Origin of the sequence: Sphingomonas ginsenosidivorax (genome assembly GCF_007995065.1) — a bacterium.
In the GTDB taxonomy this organism is placed as follows: domain Bacteria; phylum Pseudomonadota; class Alphaproteobacteria; order Sphingomonadales; family Sphingomonadaceae; genus Sphingomonas; species Sphingomonas ginsenosidivorax.
Map to the genome: position 1 here is coordinate 1,560,593 of NZ_VOQR01000001.1, position 14,865 is coordinate 1,575,457.

Consider the following 14,865-nt stretch of genomic DNA (forward strand, 5'->3'; position numbering starts at 1 on the left):
GGCCGCGGGCCCTTCCCTCTCCCATTGGGAGAGGGAAAAGACGCCGAAGGCGGCGACGGGTGAGGACAGGTCAGATCACGCCGCCATGAACATCTCGGCTGGCAGCGCCATCACCGACTCAGCACCGCCCTCGATCTTGCGACGCAGCGCGCCTGCGTCGGGCAGGATGCGTTCGGCGAAGAAGCGCGCGGTGATCAGCTTGGCGTCGAGGAAAGCAGCGTCGCCCTCGCCCGCCGCCTTGAGCTTGCTCGCGGCGACCGCCATCCGCAGCCACATCGTGCCGACCGCAACGATGCCCATCAGCGTCATGTAGCTGTACGCGCCCGCGCCGACATTCTCGGGGTTCTTCATGCCGTTGGCCATGAACCACATCGTCGCGGCCTGGAGCTGGCCGTTGGCCTTTTCCAGATCGGTCGCGAACTGCGCGGTCGCCTCGTCTTGCTTGGCGGCGGCGACGTCGTCGGCGACCAGCTTGAAGAACGCCTGGATCGCGCGGCCGCCGTTCATCGCGAGCTTCCGGCCGACCAGGTCCATCGCCTGCACGCCGTTGGTGCCTTCGTAGATCTGCGCGATGCGGGCGTCGCGGACATATTGCTCCATGCCCCATTCGGCGATGTAGCCGTGGCCACCATAGACCTGCTGCGCGTTGGTCGCGATCTCATAGCCCTTGTCGGTGCCGTAGCCCTTGATGACCGGGGTCAGCAGGCTGATCAGGTCACCCGCGAGCTGGCGCTCCTCCTCGGTCCCGGCGGCATGTTCCAGATCGGCCTGCAGCGCGGTCCACATGATCAGCGCGCGGAGCCCCTCGGTCTGCGCCTTGGCCTCCATCAGCATGCGGCGGACGTCGGGATGGACGAACAGCGTGTCGGCCTTTTCCTGCGGATCCTTGGCACCGGTCAGCGCACGGCCCTGGCGGCGGTCGTGCGCGTACTGGACGGCGTTCTGATAGGCGACCTCGGCGATGCCGAGCCCCTGCAGCCCGACGCCCAGGCGCGCGGCGTTCATCATGATGAACATCGCGGCGAGGCCCTTCATCTCCTCGCCGACCAGCCAGCCGGTCGCACCGTCATAGTTCATGACGCAGGTCGAATTGGCGTGGATGCCCATCTTGTGCTCGATCGAGCCGCAGGTGACGCCGTTGCGCGTCCCCAGCGATCCGTCCTCGTTCACCAGGAACTTCGGCACCACGAACAACGAGATGCCCTTCGAGCTGTCGGGGGCGCCCGGCGTCTTGGCCAGCACGAGGTGGATGATGTTCGGCGTCAGGTCGTGCTCGCCGCTCGAGATGAAGATCTTGGTGCCGGTGATGGCGTAGGAGCCGTCCGCCTGCGGCTCGGCCTTGGTGCGGATCAGGCCCAGATCGGTGCCGCACTGCGGCTCGGTCAGGTTCATCGTGCCGCCCCATTCGCCCGACACCATCTTGGGCACGTACATCGCCTTCTGCGCGTCCGAGCCCTTGGCGATCAGCGCGGCGATCGCGCCGTGCGTCAGGCCGGGATACATCGCGAACGCCATGTTCGACGAGATCATGTATTCCTGGAACGCGGTCGAGACGACGTGGGGCATGCCCTGCCCGCCATATTCGGGCTGGTTGCCGAGCGTGGCCCAGCCGCTCTCGACATACTGGTTGTACGCCTCCTTGAAGCCGTCGGGCGTCGTCACGCTGCCATCCTCATGGCGCGTGCAGCCCTGCTGGTCGCCCGACAGGTTGATCGGGAACAGCACTTCGGAGACGAACTTGCCGCCCTCTTCCAGCACCGCGTCGACGACGTCGGGCGTCGCGGTGTCGAACCCGGGCAGGTTGGCGTGACGCTCGAGCCCGACGACATGGTCGAGCACGAAACGGGTGTCGCGGACGGGAGGCGTATACTGGGGCATGTCTTATCCTTTGTCCTGGGCACGGCCGGCTTCGAGCACGGCGACGAAAGCGGTGAGTTCGGTGATGGCGGCGTCGATGTCGCGTTTCTGCGCCTCGAGCAGGTCGATCCGCGCACGGCCGCGATCGATCGCGACCTGGCGCTGCAGCCGGCGGCCGTCGCCGACATCGTAGAGATCGATCATCTCGCGGATCTCGCCGAGACTGAACCCGACGCGCTTGCCGCGCAGGATCCAGGCGAGCCGCGCGCGGTCGCGGTGCGAGTAGATACGCTGGGTCCCGCGACGCTCGGGCGTGATCAGCCCCTCGTCCTCGTAGAAGCGGAGCGCGCGCGCGGTGACGTCGAACTCGGCGGAGAGATCGGAGATCGTGAAGCTTTCCCGGCTCTCGTCGGGCGCGACCACGGCATAGGAAGCGAAGGACGTCATCGACACGGTAATTACCTGACCTTTACGTCAACGTCAACCGCCGCAGAGAAGAGCGCCCTTTGCCGACCGCAGCGCGCCGGCTTCCGATCGCGAATCGCTCAGTCGATCGACGCTCAGCGCGGCCAGCGAGGCGCGGCCGGTGCACAGCTTTTCGCAATCGGTGGGAAGATCGGCCGGGAAGCGTATGCGATCGCCGTCGAACCGCGCCTCGAACCGGCATCCGGCAAAGGCGACGCGCAGCCGATCGCCCGAGCGGCTGACGGTGCCGGACGCCGTGCAACCCTGCCCTTCGCCATAGTCGACCGTCACGCCGATGCGACTCGCGCCGCTGCCCGACTCGACGACGCACAGACGGTCGGTATCGCGCGCCCAGCTGCCCTGGATCGAGCCTTTGGGGTCGGCGACGAGCCCGGCCCGAGTCGCAGCCGCCTCGAGCTGCGCGCCCGCGCTGTCGTCGGCCGCGCTCGTCGCAGGGCCGCCGCATCCGTCGAGCAGCAGCGCGAGGACCAGCCACCTCATTCCGCCGGGACCAACGCGCCATCCTCGATCCGCCGGTAGAAGCAGCTGCGCGCGCCGGTGTGGCAGGCGGGGCCGGCGGCATCGGCGATCACCCAGATCGCGTCCTGGTCGCAGTCGACACGGAGTTCGGCGACCTGCAGCACGTTCCCCGAGGTCTCGCCCTTCTTCCAGAGCCTGCCGCGGCTGCGCGACCAGAAATGAGCCTCGCCGCTCGCCTGCGTCGCGGCCAGCGCCTCGGCGTTCATGTACGCCACCATCAGCACGTCGCCCGACACGCGGTCGGTGACGACGGCGGTGACGAGGCCGGCGGCATCATATTTCGGATCGAGCGTCAGCCCGGTTTCGCGCGAGGCGCCGTGGGGATCGGTCATGCCCCGTCATACCCCAATTCGCCGCGGATGCGACGGACCGCGCGGCTTCTTCATGACAAACAGGCGACAAGTCGCACAACCGTTCCTATATGGCGGCCTCCGCAGGACGTGGGACACCGCCATGCTGACGACAAACCCCTATGATGACGACAAACTCCGCGAGGAGTGCGGAATTTTCGGCGTTTCCGCCACAGACGGCGCCGCCGCGCTGGTTGCGCTGGGGCTGCACGCGCTGCAGCACCGCGGCCAGGAAGCCGCCGGGATCACGACCTTCGACGGCCACCATTTCCATACGCACCGGGCGATGGGCCATGTCGCGGGCAATTTCGACCGCGACGACGTCATCCGCTCGCTGCCGGGCACCGTCGCCTGCGGGCATGTCCGCTATTCGACCAGCGGCGAGACCGCGCTGCGCAACGTCCAGCCGCTTTACGCCGAGCTGTCGACGGGCGGCTTCGCGGTCGCGCACAACGGCAACATCTCGAACGCGATGCGGCTGCGCAAGGAACTCGTGCGGCGCGGGTCGATTTTCCAGTCGACCAGCGACACCGAGACGATCATCCACCTCGTCGCGACGTCGAACTACCGGACGCTGCTCGACCGCTTCATCGACGCGCTGAAGCAGGTCGAGGGTGCCTATTCGCTGATCGTGATGACGCCAGAGGGCATGATCGCCTGCCGCGATCCGCTCGGCATCCGGCCGCTCGTCATGGGCAAGCTCGGCGATGCGATCATCTTCGCGTCGGAGACGGTGGCGCTCGACGTCGTCGGCGCGACCTTCGTCCGCGCGGTCGAGCCGGGCGAGCTGGTGATCGTGCAAGGGTCGGACGTCCGTTCGATCCGCCCGTTCGCGCCAATGGCGGCGCGGCCGTGCATCTTCGAATGGGTGTATTTCTCGCGCCCCGATTCGATCGTCGGCGATCATTCGGTCTATTCGGTCCGGAAAGCGATCGGCGCGCAGCTCGCGATCGAATCGCCGGTCGAGGCCGACCTCGTCATCCCGGTCCCCGATTCGGGCACCCCGGCCGCGATCGGCTATGCGCAGCAATCGGGCATCCCGTTCGAGCTCGGCATCATCCGCTCGCATTATGTCGGGCGGACCTTCATCTCGCCGGGCGACAAGGTCCGGCATCTCGGCGTCAAACTGAAGCACAACGCCAACCGCGCGCTGATCAAGGGCAAGCGGGTGATCCTGGTCGACGATTCGATCGTCCGCGGCACCACCAGCCTCAAGATCGTGCAGATGATGCGCGAGGCCGGCGCCGCCGAGGTGCACATGCGCATCGCCAGCCCGCCGACCCGGCACAGCTGCTTCTACGGCGTCGACACGCCCGAACGCGCGAAACTGCTCGCAGCCCAGCATGATCTCGGCGGGATGACCGGGTTCATCCATGCCGACAGCCTGGCGTTCATCTCGATCGACGGGCTGTACAAGGCGCTCGGCGAGGCCAAGCGCGCCGATATTCGCCCGAAATATTGCGATGCCTGCTTCACCGGCGACTATCCGACGACGCTGACCGATTACGACGAGGGCGCCGAGGTCGACCAGTTCGCGATGCTCGCCGAACGCGTGGTCTGACGGAGAGACGGTTTGAAGCCCCTTACTGACAAACTGGCGCTGGTCACCGGCGCCAGCCGCGGCATCGGCGCCGCGACCGCGATCGCACTCGCCGCGCAAGGCGCGCACGTCGTCTTGACCGCGCGCACCACCGGCGGGCTCGAAGAGGTCGAGGAGGCGATCCACGCCGCCGGCGGTTCGGCGACGATCGCGCCGCTCGATCTCGCCGAGACCGATGCGATCGCGCGGCTGGCGACGGCGATCGGCGGCCGCTGGGACGCGCTCGACATCCTCGTGCTCAATGCGGCGATGCTCGGGTCGCTGTCGTCGGTGCCGTCGATCGATCCAAAGGAACTCGCGCAGATCCTGACGCTCAACGTCAGTGCGCAGGCGGCGCTGATCTCGGCGTTCGACCCGATGCTGAAGAAGGCGAAGGCCGCGCGCGTGATCGGCGTGACGTCGAGCGTCGCACGAACGCCGCGGGCTTATTGGGGCATGTACGGCGCATCGAAGGCGGCGTTCGAGACGCTGATCGGCGCGTATGGCGACGAGATGGCCGAAATCAGCGGCATCCGTACCGCGATCCTCGACCCGGGTGCTACGCGGACGAAGATGCGCGCACGCGCCTATCCGGGCGAGGATCCGCAGTCGGTGAAGGAGCCGGCGGTGGTCGCCGAGCGAATCGTGCGGTTGGCGATCGACGGGTTCGACGCGGGGCATTTCGAGCGGGTCTGACCTGCCCTTCCGTCATGCTGAACTTGGTTCAGCATCCACCGAGCGGCAGGCGATGGCATGGCAAGCGGACAGGTGGACCCTGAAACGAGTTCAGGGTGACGGTTAGATTTTAACCAAAGTCACCTGCGCGACGTCGATGCCGCCGCCGCGGAAGCCGCCTTCGCAGTACATCAGGTAATAACGCCACAGCGCGACGAACTTCTCGTCGAGCCGCGCGGGCAAGCGGCCCTCGGCGACCGCCGCGTCGAACGCCACGCGCCAGCGCCGCAGCGTCTCGGCATAATCGAGCCCGAACGCGTGGGGCGCCTCCCACGCCAACCCGCGCGCCTCGGCGAGCGCGCGAAACCGCCGTTCGGACAGCAGCAGTCCGCCCGGAAACACATAGCGCTGGATGAAGTCGACGCTCGACGCATAGGCATCGAACACCGCGTCATCGATGGCGATATACTGGATCGCGGCGCGACCGCCGGGCTTCAGCACGCGCGCGATCGTGTCGAGATAGGCGGGCCAATATTCCTCGCCGACCGCCTCGACCATCTCGATGCTCGCGACCGCGTCGAACATGCCGGTCGCGTCGCGGTAATCGGTCAGCGCGACGGTCACCCCGTCCAGGCCCGTCGCCGCCATGCGGTCGTCGACATAGCGCTTCTGCTCGGTCGAGAGCGTCAACGCATGGACGTTGACGCCCGAGCGCGCCGCGACTTCCGCGAACGATCCCCAGCCACAGCCGATCTCGAGGATGGTATCGCCCGCCTTCGCCTGCGTGCGGTCGAGCACCGCGCGCAGCTTGGTCTCCTGCGCGCGTTCGAACGGCTCGTCGCGGTCGGCGAAGATCGCGCTGGAATAGGTGAGCCCCGGATCGAGCCACGCCTGGTAGAAGTCGTTGCCCAGGTCATAGTGCGCGGCGATGTTGCGGCGCGCACCGCTGCGGTCGTTGCGCCGGAACCGGTGCCACGCGCGCGCCGCCAGCTTCGCCACCCCGCCCGAGCGCGCCGCGTCGCCGAGCGGCACGCGGTTGCGCATGAACAGGTCGAACAGCGGCACCGGATCGGGGCTCGACCAGTCGCCCGCCGCCCAGCTCTCGTACCAGCCGACCGATCCCGCCATCGCGAGCCGGACCAGCGCGCGCCAGCGATGGACGACGACGACCGGCACCGGTCCCGCCGCACGACCGCCGAGCAGCCGCCGCGTGCCGTCGGGCAGGCTCGCCTCGATCCCGCCGACGGCGAGTCCCGCGTCGATCCGGTCGAGCAGTCTGTGGAACACCGGCGCGACCGCGCGCGCGACGCGGTTGCCCGCCGGTGACGTCGTTATGGCAAGCCCCGCATTCATCGCGGCGCTCCATGCAACAGCGGAGGGGAGGAGGAAAGGCGCCGTAGGTGGTTTCAGCTTACGGCCTCGCAAAAAAGCGCCGTCACCCCGGACTGGTTCCGGGGTCCACCGTGCCGCAAACTCTCGCTGATCGGATTCGCGTCACCGTGGATGCCGGAACACGTCCGGCATGACGGATTCGAATTGGGTCGGCTGCGATCACCGCGCCTCGCGCCCCGCCGCCAGCGCCCGCTCGCGCGCTTCGCGGTGGCCGATGATCTTCGCCGGATAGTCCTTCGGCCGGCATCCCGCCTCGTCCGGATCGTGGATCGCCGCGTCGGAGACGTCCTTCAGCTCGGGGACCCAGCGGCGGATATAGTCGCCGGCCTCGAACTTCTCCGACTGCGTCAGCGGCGCCATGATCCGCGAGAACATGTTCGAATCGACGCCGGTGCCGGCCACCCACTGCCAGTTGACCGAATTGTTGCCATAGTCGGCGCACAGCAGGCAGTCCCAGAACCAGCGCTCGCCGCGGCGCCAGTCGATCAGCAGATGCTTGATCAGGAAGCTGGCCGTGATCATCCGGACGCGGTTGTGCATCCAGCCCGTGGTCCAGAGCTGGCGCATCCCCGCATCGACGATCGGATAGCCGGTCCGCCCCTCCTGCCACGCCTTCAGGTCCGCGTCCGCCGTCTTGCCCTTGCGCCAGGGCAGCTTGTCGAACTTGGGCCGGCCGTTGGCGTCGGCATAGTCGGGCATCGTCATCACGACGCCGTCGGTGAAATCGCGCCAGGCGAGCTCCTTGCGGAATTTCTCCGCCTCGCGGTGCCCGTCGACCGCATGCCAGACCGCGCGCGGTGAAATCTCGCCGAGATGGAGGTGCGGCGACAGCCGCGACGTGCCCTCCTCCGCGGGCAGGTTGCGCATCGCCTCATAGTCGTCGACCTTGTCGGCGAAATCCTCGGCCCGTTCGAGCGCCGCCGCCTCGCCGGGCGTCCAGTCCTCGCCGAAGCCGGTCGACCAGTCGGGCTTGCTCGGCAACAGGCCCCAGTCGCCGAGCTTCTCGCTCTTCGGCCAGCGATCGGGCGAGCGGATGGTGTGCGGCACCGGCTCGGGCTTGGCGGGGGGCATCATCTGCGACAGCGCGCGCCAGAAGCCCGAATAGACCTTGAACGGCGTCCCCGCCCCGGTGCGGACATGCTCGGGCCGCGCAAGGTGGTTGCCGTCATGCAGGCAGATCCTGTCGCCCAGCGCATCCTCCGCCTTGCGCCACCACGGCTCGTAATGGCGGATCGCGTGGATCCGGTCGGCGCCGGTCTCGTCCATCAGCGCCGTCAGCGTCTCGACCGCATCGCCGCGGCGCAAAATCAGCTTCGATCCCTTGGCCTCCAGCGCCTTGGCCAGCGCCGAAAGGCTGTGGTGAAGCCACCAGCGCTGCGCGCCGCCGATCGCCCAGTCGCCGGGCGCGTCGTCGTCGAGGATGTAGACGGGCACCACCGCGCCGTCGTGTGCGGCGGCGATCAGCGCGGGGTGGTCGTGCAGGCGGAGGTCCTGGCGGAGCCAGAGGATCGTGGTCATGCGCGGTCCTACGCGCCGGCCCCGTCCTGCGTTCCGAACGCCTCGCCCAAGGTCAGGATCGCGGCGACGTGGCGCTCGGCGATCGCCAACGCGTCGTCGCCATAGCCGCCGCCCACCGTGCTCGCGAGCGGCACGCCGCGGGCGATCGCCAGCCCCGCCACCAGCCGCTCGCGCCGCTCCAGTCCCTCCAGCGTCAGCGAGAGCCGGCCCAACCGGTCGTCGACGAACGGATCGACGCCCGCCTGGTACAGGATCAGGTCGGGTCGCATCTCGTCGAGCAGCGGCACGAGCGTCGAGTCCAGCGCGTCGAGATAGCCGTCGTCGTCGACCCCGTCGGGCAACGCCACGTCGATCGTCGAGCACGCCTTGCGCACCGGGAAGTTCTTCGCGGCATGGATCGAATAGGTCGCGATCTCGGGCCGGCCGGCGAGCAGCGCCGCGGTGCCGTCGCCCTGGTGCACGTCGCAATCGACCACCAGCACGCGGTCCGCCCGCCCCTCCTCGACCATCCGCACCGCGGCGACGGCGAGGTCGTTGAACACGCAATAGCCCGCCCCCGTCGTCGCGAGCGCGTGGTGGCTGCCGCCGGCGGTATTCGCCGCGAACCCGTGTTCGAGCGCGAGGCACGCCGCGACCCAGGTCCCGTTGGGCACGATCGCCGCACGGGCAGCGACCAGCGGCGTCACCGGAAAGCCGATCCGCCGCTCCTTCTCGCGCGGCACCCGGGCCTCGAGCACTTCGGCGACATAGTCCTCGTCATGCACCGCCTCCAGCCAGACGCGCGGCGTCGTCTCGGGCTCATGCCAGGCGATCCGGTCGCCATGCGCCAGCAAAAGGTCGCGGATCAGCCCGTTCTTGTTCCAGCGATAGGTCGATCGCGCCGGCGCGGGGGTGACGTAGGCGGGGTGATGGACGACATGGATCATCGACCCTAGTTAGGCCCCCAGTCAGGCATCGCAACGCCCCGGAGACAGATGTGACCGACCTTCCCTATCGCCCCTGCGCCGGCGTCATGCTGATCAACGCCGACGGGAAGGTGTTCGTCGGCCAGCGAGTGGATTCGACCCTGGAGGCCTGGCAGATGCCGCAGGGCGGGATCGACCCCGGCGAGGACGCGCAGACTGCGGCTCTACGCGAACTCGGCGAGGAGACCGGCGTCGCGCCCGAACACGCCGAACTGGTCGCCGAGGCGCCCGGCGAGTTCACCTACGACCTGCCGCCCGAGCTGATCGGCAAGGTGTGGAAGGGCAAGTGGCGCGGCCAGCGGCAGCGCTGGTTCCTCTACCGCTTCCTCGGCACCGATGCGGACATCGACATCGCGACCGAGCACCAGGAGTTCCGGGCGTGGCGCTGGCTCGACCCGGCCGACCTGCCGGCGATGATCGTGCCGTTCAAGAAGGCGCTGTACGAGGATGTACTCGCCGCCTTCGCGCCACACCTCGTCGCAACGCGCGCGGGCTGAGCGGTTCCCAATCCCGCCCGCCCCGGCTACGTCCAGCCGGTGCGCCGCCCGTTGCTCCTTCTTGCCCCGCTGCTGCTGGCGAACGCGCCCGATCCGGGATCGGTGATGATCCCCGAGAACATCCGCGCGATGCTCGATGCGGCGCTGGAATCCGGCAACGAATCGGACGTCTCGATCATCGTCAAATATGCGCGTGCCGCCGACCCGCTGTCGGGCGACGCGGTGCTGGCGATCGCCACCCAGTGGAAGGACGATCGCGCGGCGCAGCGGACCGCGGTCATCCGCCAGGCGAGCTTCCTCGACCTGTGGAGCGGCAAGGCGACGATCGGCGGCTATCTGACGACGGGCAATTCGGACACCGCGGGCGGCAGCGCGGTGATCGACCTGACGCGCGAGGGACTGCGCTGGCGGCACAAGTTCCATGCCCAGGCGGACTATCAGTCCAACGCCGACGTCACCGTGCGCGAACATTACCTCGCCTCGTACGAACCCAATTTCAAGGTCGACGACCGCGCGTATATCTACGGCGCCGCGCAATATGAGAGCGACCGGTTCCTCGGCTACGACAACCGCTATTCGACCTCGGTCGGTGCCGGGTACAGCGTGCTGAAGACCGCGCGGACCAAGCTCGATCTCGAGCTCGGGCCCGCCTATCGCTACACCGAATTCACCGACGCGGTGGTGCAGAGCAGCGTCGCCGCGCGCGGGACGGTGGATTTCCGCTGGCGCCTGACCAAGGCGCTGTCGATCAGCCAGATCGCGTCGGCCTATCTGCAGCGGGACAACAGCACGGTCAGCGGTACCACCGCGCTGACCGCCAAGCTGATCGGGCCGCTGTCGGCGTCGCTGTCGTACAATGTGCAATATGAAAGCACGCCGCCGATCGGGTCGGTCTCGACGGACACCACGAGCAGGGCGGCCTTGGTCTACAGTTTCTGAAACTGCTCTGCGACGTGCCATCCGCTAAATTCCGTTCGTGCTGAGCGCAGTCGAAGCACCGGACCCAAGCGCCGACCCTTCGACTTCGCTCGGGGCGAACGGAATGTCGGCCGCAAGCCGCGGGGGTGGCCGGACGACCGCAATTTGCTCTAGGCTGACCCGATGACGGGACTTTCACCCACCGAACACCAAGCCGTCGCGCATGCCAGCGCGGCACCGATGCTCCCGCAGGTCGAGGCTTGGGCGACCATCAACAGCGGCACGCGCAACCTCTCCGGACTATCGACGATGGCCGGCGTGCTCGCGGATGCGTTCTCGGCGCTCCCAGGCGAACTGAGGCTGGTGCCCCCCGCCCCAGCGGAGTCCGTCGCACCGGACGGCTCGGTCTCCGCGCTCGATCACGGCCACCACCTACATCTGTCCGTCCGGCCGGAAGCCCCGGTGCGTATGCTGTTCACCGGCCACATGGACACGGTGTACCCGGTCGACCACCCGTTCCAGACGCTGCGCACGCTCGACAACGGCACGATCAACGGCCCCGGCGTCGCCGACATGAAGGGCGGGCTGGCCGTGATGCTGGCGGCGCTCAGCGCGGTCGAGGCGAGCGGGTCGCCGATCGGCTATGACGTCGTGATCAATTCGGACGAGGAGACCGGCTCCTTCTCGTCCGCCGCGCTGCTCGCCTCGGCAGCGCGCGGCAAGGTCGCGGCGCTGACCTACGAACCCGCGCTCGCCGACGGGACGCTGGCCGGCGCACGCGGGGGCACGGGGAATTTCTCGATCGTCGTGCGCGGGCGCAGCGCGCATGCCGGGCGTAACCCGGAGGAGGGCCGCAACGCGGTCGTCGCCGCCGCCGACATCGCGATGCGGCTGGCCAGGGTCGCCGGGCCGCGGCTCGCGGTGAACCCGGCGCGGATCGAGGGCGGCGGGCCGAACAACGTCGTCCCCGATCTCGCGGTGCTGCGCATCAATTTCCGGCCGGCGACGCTGGACGACATCGCCCGCGCCCGGTCGCACATCGACTCCGCGATCGCGATCGTCGCCGCCGAGCACGACGTCGCGATCAGCGTGCATGGCGGCTTCAACCGTCCCCCCAAGCCGATCGACGCCGGCGCGGCGCGGCTGTTCGACCTCGTCCGTGCGTCGGGCGGCGACCTCGGGCTCGACATCGCGTGGAAGGCCACCGGCGGGGTGTGCGACGGCAACAACATTGCCGCCGCCGGCGTCCCCGTGGTCGACACGATGGGGGTGCGCGGCGGCGCGATCCATTCGGTCGACGAATTTCTCATCCCCGACAGCCTCGCCGAGCGCGCGGCGCTGTCGGCGGTCACCATCCTGCGCATCGCCGAGGGCCGCCTGTGAGTTTCCGGATCCGCGCCGCGGTCGATAGCGACCTGCAGCATCTCTACGAAATGGCCAAGCTGACCGGCGGCGGGTTCACCAACCTGCCGCCTGATCGCCGTGCACTGACCGCGAAGCTCGAGCGCAGCCATGCGGCGTTCGCGCGGACCGGCGACGGCGTCGAGGACGAGCTGTTCGTGCTGGTACTGGAAAACACGCAGACCGGCGAGGTGCGCGGCACCTGCCAGATCTTCACGCAGGTCGGGCAGAGCTGGCCGTTCTACAGCTACCGGATCGGCACGCTGACGCAGCACAGCAAGGAGCTGAAGCGCACCTTCCGCGCCGACATGCTGACGCTCGCCACCGACCTGGAGGGCGCGAGCGAGGTCGGCGGGCTGTTCCTGCATCCGGGCGAGCGCGCCGGCGGGCTCGGGCTGCTGCTCGCGCGCAGCCGCTATCTGTTCATCAAGGCGCACCGCGCGCGCTTCGCCGACCGGGTGCTGGCCGAGCTGCGCGGGATCATCGACGAGGCGGGCGGGTCGCCCTTCTGGGACGGGCTTGCCGGGCGGTTCTTCGGGATGAATTTCCAGGACGCCGACCAGTTCAATGCGATCAACGGCCACCAGTTCATCGCCGACCTGATGCCCAAGCATCCGATCTACACCGCGATGCTCTCAGAATCGGCGCGCGCCGCAATCGGCCTGCCGCACCCGTCGGGGCGCGCCGCGATGCGGATGCTCGAGAATGAGGGATTCGCGTTCGAGAATTATATCGACATCTTCGATGGCGGCCCGACGATGACCGCGAAGACCGACAGCGTCCGCGCGATCGCCGACGCGCGCGAGGCTCGCGTGGCCAGGGTCGCGGACGATGGCGGCGTCGCGTCGCTGGTGGCGTCGGGCACGCTCGGCGACTTCCGCTGCGCGTTCGGGGACGTTCGCGTGGGCGAGGACGGGGTCGGGGTCGGGGTTACCGAAGGATGTGCAGGCAGTCTGGGGATCGGATTGGGCGATGCGGTGCTCCACGTACCGCGGTTGTAATGGCGGCACTCCCTTCTCCGTCATCCCGGGCTCGACCCGGGATCCAGAGTAACATGTGCTGCCGCCCGTTACCCTGGATCCTGACTTTCGTCAGGATGACGAGGCTTTGATGACGGCGGTGTACTCGACGAGGTATCAATGACGGTCGAAATCAACTTCGACGGCCTGATCGGCCCGAGCCACAATTATGCCGGGCTCAGCCCCGGCAACCTCGCCGCGACGCGCAACGCCGGCGCGGTCGCGCACCCGCGCGCCGCCGCGCTCCAGGGGATCGCGAAGATGCGCGCCAATCTCGACCTCGGCCTGACGCAGGGTATCCTGCTCCCGCATCCGCGGCCCGACCATCGCTGGCTGGCCGCGCTCGCGACCGGGTATGACGGCGCCCCCGGCCATCTCCAGGCGCAGGCGCTGTCGGCATCGGCGATGTGGGCTGCCAATGCCGCGACCGTTTCGCCCGCCGCGGACACGAGCGACGGCCGCTGCCACCTGACCGTCGCCAACCTGGCGACGATGCCGCATCGCAGCCACGAATGGCCCGCGACGCTGGCGCAGCTCGAGATCGCGTTCGCCGACCCGGCCTTCGCGGTCCACGCGCCCGTGCCCGCACCGTTCGGCGACGAGGGTGCCGCCAACCACATGCGGCTTTGCGACGGCCCAGACGCGCCGGGCGTCGAGGTCTTCGTCTACGGCGTGTCGGGCGGCCCCTTCCCCGCGCGCCAGCACCGCGAGGCGAGCGAGGCGGTCGCGCGCGGGCACGGCCTGGATCCGGCCCGCACGCTGTTCGTCGCGCAGTCCGAGGCGGCGATTGCCGCGGGCGCGTTCCACAACGACGTCGTCGCGGTCGCCAACGACCGCGTGCTGTTCGCGCACGAACAGGCATTCGCCGACAAGGATGACTTCTACGCCGACCTGGCCCGCGCGATGCCCGAGGTGGAGATCGTCGAGGTCCCCGCCGACCGCGTCAGCCTTGCCGACGCGATCTCCTCCTATCTCTTCAACGCGCAGCTCGTGACGACCCGCGACGGCCCGACGCTGATCCTCCCCGAGGAAGCCCGCGAGAACGCGGCGGTCTGGCGCTGGCTGCAGGATCATGTCGCCGGCAACGGCCCGATCCGCCGGCTGGAGGTCGTCGACGTCCGCGAATCGATGGCGAATGGCGGCGGCCCGGCGTGCCTGCGGCTTCGCGTCGTCTGCGATCCGGCGACCGTCGACCCGCGCTTCCTGGTCGACCACGCCAGGCTCGACCGGATCGCCGCGATCGTCACTGCGCACTGGCCCGAAGCGATCGCGCCGCAGGACATAAGCAACGCGACGCTGGTCGCCGACATCGAACGCGCGCGCACCGCGCTGCTGGAATCGCTCGATCTTGTCGGGTTAATTTACAGTTAACCATTCCAAACCGCACAGAACTCACGCGTTTCCGCCACTGGCACGCGCGTTGCTTTGCGACGGGCATGTGGCACCGCTTCACCCGCCTGTTCGTCATCAAGACCAAGTTCGAGGCCTTCCTCGTGATCTACGGCCTTGGCCTAGGCGCGACCGAGCGTGGCGTTCACTATCTCCAGCAATATCCGGGATACGGCGGCTGGCTGCTGTTCGCCTGCTGCCCGGTCGCGGTGTTCATGGCGGGCGGGATGATCCTCGACACGCTTGATCGACGCTATCCCGACTGACCGGCTTTTGCGCGCAACAGGATAAGTTGGTCGC

At 68.5% G+C, this 14,865-nt stretch carries 15 protein-coding genes; 8 read left to right on the plus strand and 7 right to left on the minus strand.

From position 1 onward, the window contains the following. Positions 1-75: 75 nt before the first annotated feature. The 4 genes from FSB78_RS07010 to hisI are packed head-to-tail and all read right to left on the minus strand — an operon-like array spanning position 76 to position 3,194. A complete protein-coding gene (locus FSB78_RS07010; RefSeq protein WP_147081275.1) occupies positions 76-1,878 on the minus strand; it encodes an acyl-CoA dehydrogenase C-terminal domain-containing protein in 1,803 nt (600 codons plus the stop codon). A 3-nt stretch (positions 1,879-1,881) separates the two neighbouring features. After that, positions 1,882-2,304 (minus strand): MerR family transcriptional regulator, encoded by a 423-nt coding sequence (locus tag FSB78_RS07015; protein WP_147081278.1) that lies wholly within the window; start codon positions 2,302-2,304, stop codon positions 1,882-1,884. A gap of 33 nt (positions 2,305-2,337) precedes the next feature. Next, entirely contained in the window at positions 2,338-2,823 is a 486-nt protein-coding gene (locus FSB78_RS07020) for a hypothetical protein (protein ID WP_147081280.1), read from the minus strand. Then, the gene (gene hisI, locus FSB78_RS07025) at positions 2,820-3,194 is read right to left on the minus strand and encodes a phosphoribosyl-AMP cyclohydrolase (protein WP_147081282.1); all 375 of its coding nucleotides are present in this window, start codon (positions 3,192-3,194) and stop codon (positions 2,820-2,822) included. The genes FSB78_RS07020 and hisI overlap by 4 nt, the downstream gene beginning before the upstream one ends. A 121-nt stretch (positions 3,195-3,315) precedes the next feature. Here hisI and purF point away from each other — a divergent pair, with 121 nt between their 5' ends. Together purF and FSB78_RS07035 are read left to right on the plus strand one after the other, a co-directional pair. After that, positions 3,316-4,773 (plus strand): amidophosphoribosyltransferase, encoded by a 1,458-nt coding sequence (purF, locus tag FSB78_RS07030; protein ID WP_147081283.1) that lies wholly within the window; start codon positions 3,316-3,318, stop codon positions 4,771-4,773. Positions 4,774-4,785: 12 nt separating this feature from the next. Continuing rightward, positions 4,786-5,487 (plus strand): SDR family NAD(P)-dependent oxidoreductase, encoded by a 702-nt coding sequence (locus FSB78_RS07035; RefSeq protein WP_147081285.1) that lies wholly within the window; start codon positions 4,786-4,788, stop codon positions 5,485-5,487. Positions 5,488-5,589: 102 nt separating this feature from the next. Here FSB78_RS07035 and FSB78_RS07040 read toward each other — a convergent pair whose 3' ends face one another. The 3 genes from FSB78_RS07040 to FSB78_RS07050 form a co-directional block, all read right to left on the minus strand. Beyond that, a complete protein-coding gene (locus tag FSB78_RS07040; RefSeq protein WP_147081287.1) occupies positions 5,590-6,819 on the minus strand; it encodes an SAM-dependent methyltransferase in 1,230 nt (409 codons plus the stop codon). A gap of 198 nt (positions 6,820-7,017) precedes the next feature. Further along, positions 7,018-8,376 (minus strand): cryptochrome/photolyase family protein, encoded by a 1,359-nt coding sequence (locus FSB78_RS07045; RefSeq protein WP_147081289.1) that lies wholly within the window; start codon positions 8,374-8,376, stop codon positions 7,018-7,020. An 8-nt stretch (positions 8,377-8,384) separates the two neighbouring features. Continuing rightward, a complete protein-coding gene (locus FSB78_RS07050) occupies positions 8,385-9,302 on the minus strand; it encodes a histone deacetylase family protein (protein WP_147081291.1) in 918 nt (305 codons plus the stop codon). A gap of 50 nt (positions 9,303-9,352) precedes the next feature. Here FSB78_RS07050 and FSB78_RS07055 point away from each other — a divergent pair, with 50 nt between their 5' ends. The 6 genes from FSB78_RS07055 to FSB78_RS07080 all read left to right on the plus strand — a co-directional run bounded on the left by FSB78_RS07055 (position 9,353) and on the right by FSB78_RS07080 (position 14,831). After that, positions 9,353-9,838, plus strand: a complete 486-nt coding sequence (locus FSB78_RS07055) for an RNA pyrophosphohydrolase (protein ID WP_147081294.1) — start codon at positions 9,353-9,355, stop codon at positions 9,836-9,838. Between the two features lie 39 nt (positions 9,839-9,877). After that, the gene (locus FSB78_RS07060) at positions 9,878-10,777 is read left to right on the plus strand and encodes a DUF481 domain-containing protein (RefSeq protein WP_242008098.1); all 900 of its coding nucleotides are present in this window, start codon (positions 9,878-9,880) and stop codon (positions 10,775-10,777) included. Positions 10,778-10,939: 162 nt separating this feature from the next. After that, entirely contained in the window at positions 10,940-12,139 is a 1,200-nt protein-coding gene (locus FSB78_RS07065; RefSeq protein WP_147081296.1) for a hydrolase, read from the plus strand. Then, positions 12,136-13,158 (plus strand): arginine N-succinyltransferase, encoded by a 1,023-nt coding sequence (locus tag FSB78_RS07070; protein ID WP_147081298.1) that lies wholly within the window; start codon positions 12,136-12,138, stop codon positions 13,156-13,158. The genes FSB78_RS07065 and FSB78_RS07070 overlap by 4 nt, the downstream gene beginning before the upstream one ends. A gap of 138 nt (positions 13,159-13,296) precedes the next feature. Next, entirely contained in the window at positions 13,297-14,547 is a 1,251-nt protein-coding gene (locus FSB78_RS07075; protein WP_147081300.1) for an N-succinylarginine dihydrolase, read from the plus strand. Between the two features lie 65 nt (positions 14,548-14,612). After that, on the plus strand, positions 14,613-14,831 hold the full coding sequence (locus FSB78_RS07080; protein WP_147081302.1) for a hypothetical protein: 219 nt from the start codon (positions 14,613-14,615) through the stop codon (positions 14,829-14,831). The last annotated feature ends 34 nt before the right edge of the window (positions 14,832-14,865 follow it).

Bases quoted from the DNA above. Each gene is read 5' to 3' on its own strand.
- FSB78_RS07010 (WP_147081275.1), bottom strand. From the start codon at position 1,878: ATGCCCCAGTATACGCCTCCCGTCCGCGACACCCGTTTCGTGCTCGAC.
- FSB78_RS07015 (WP_147081278.1), bottom strand. From the start codon at position 2,304: ATGACGTCCTTCGCTTCCTATGCCGTGGTCGCGCCCGACGAGAGCCGG.
- FSB78_RS07020 (WP_147081280.1), bottom strand. From the start codon at position 2,823: ATGAGGTGGCTGGTCCTCGCGCTGCTGCTCGACGGATGCGGCGGCCCT.
- hisI (WP_147081282.1), bottom strand. From the start codon at position 3,194: ATGACCGATCCCCACGGCGCCTCGCGCGAAACCGGGCTGACGCTCGAT.
- purF (WP_147081283.1), top strand. From the start codon at position 3,316: ATGCTGACGACAAACCCCTATGATGACGACAAACTCCGCGAGGAGTGC.
- FSB78_RS07040 (WP_147081287.1), bottom strand. From the start codon at position 6,819: ATGAATGCGGGGCTTGCCATAACGACGTCACCGGCGGGCAACCGCGTC.
- FSB78_RS07045 (WP_147081289.1), bottom strand. From the start codon at position 8,376: ATGACCACGATCCTCTGGCTCCGCCAGGACCTCCGCCTGCACGACCAC.
- FSB78_RS07050 (WP_147081291.1), bottom strand. From the start codon at position 9,302: ATGATCCATGTCGTCCATCACCCCGCCTACGTCACCCCCGCGCCGGCG.
- FSB78_RS07065 (WP_147081296.1), top strand. From the start codon at position 10,940: ATGACGGGACTTTCACCCACCGAACACCAAGCCGTCGCGCATGCCAGC.
- FSB78_RS07075 (WP_147081300.1), top strand. From the start codon at position 13,297: ATGACGGTCGAAATCAACTTCGACGGCCTGATCGGCCCGAGCCACAAT.
- FSB78_RS07080 (WP_147081302.1), top strand. From the start codon at position 14,613: ATGTGGCACCGCTTCACCCGCCTGTTCGTCATCAAGACCAAGTTCGAG.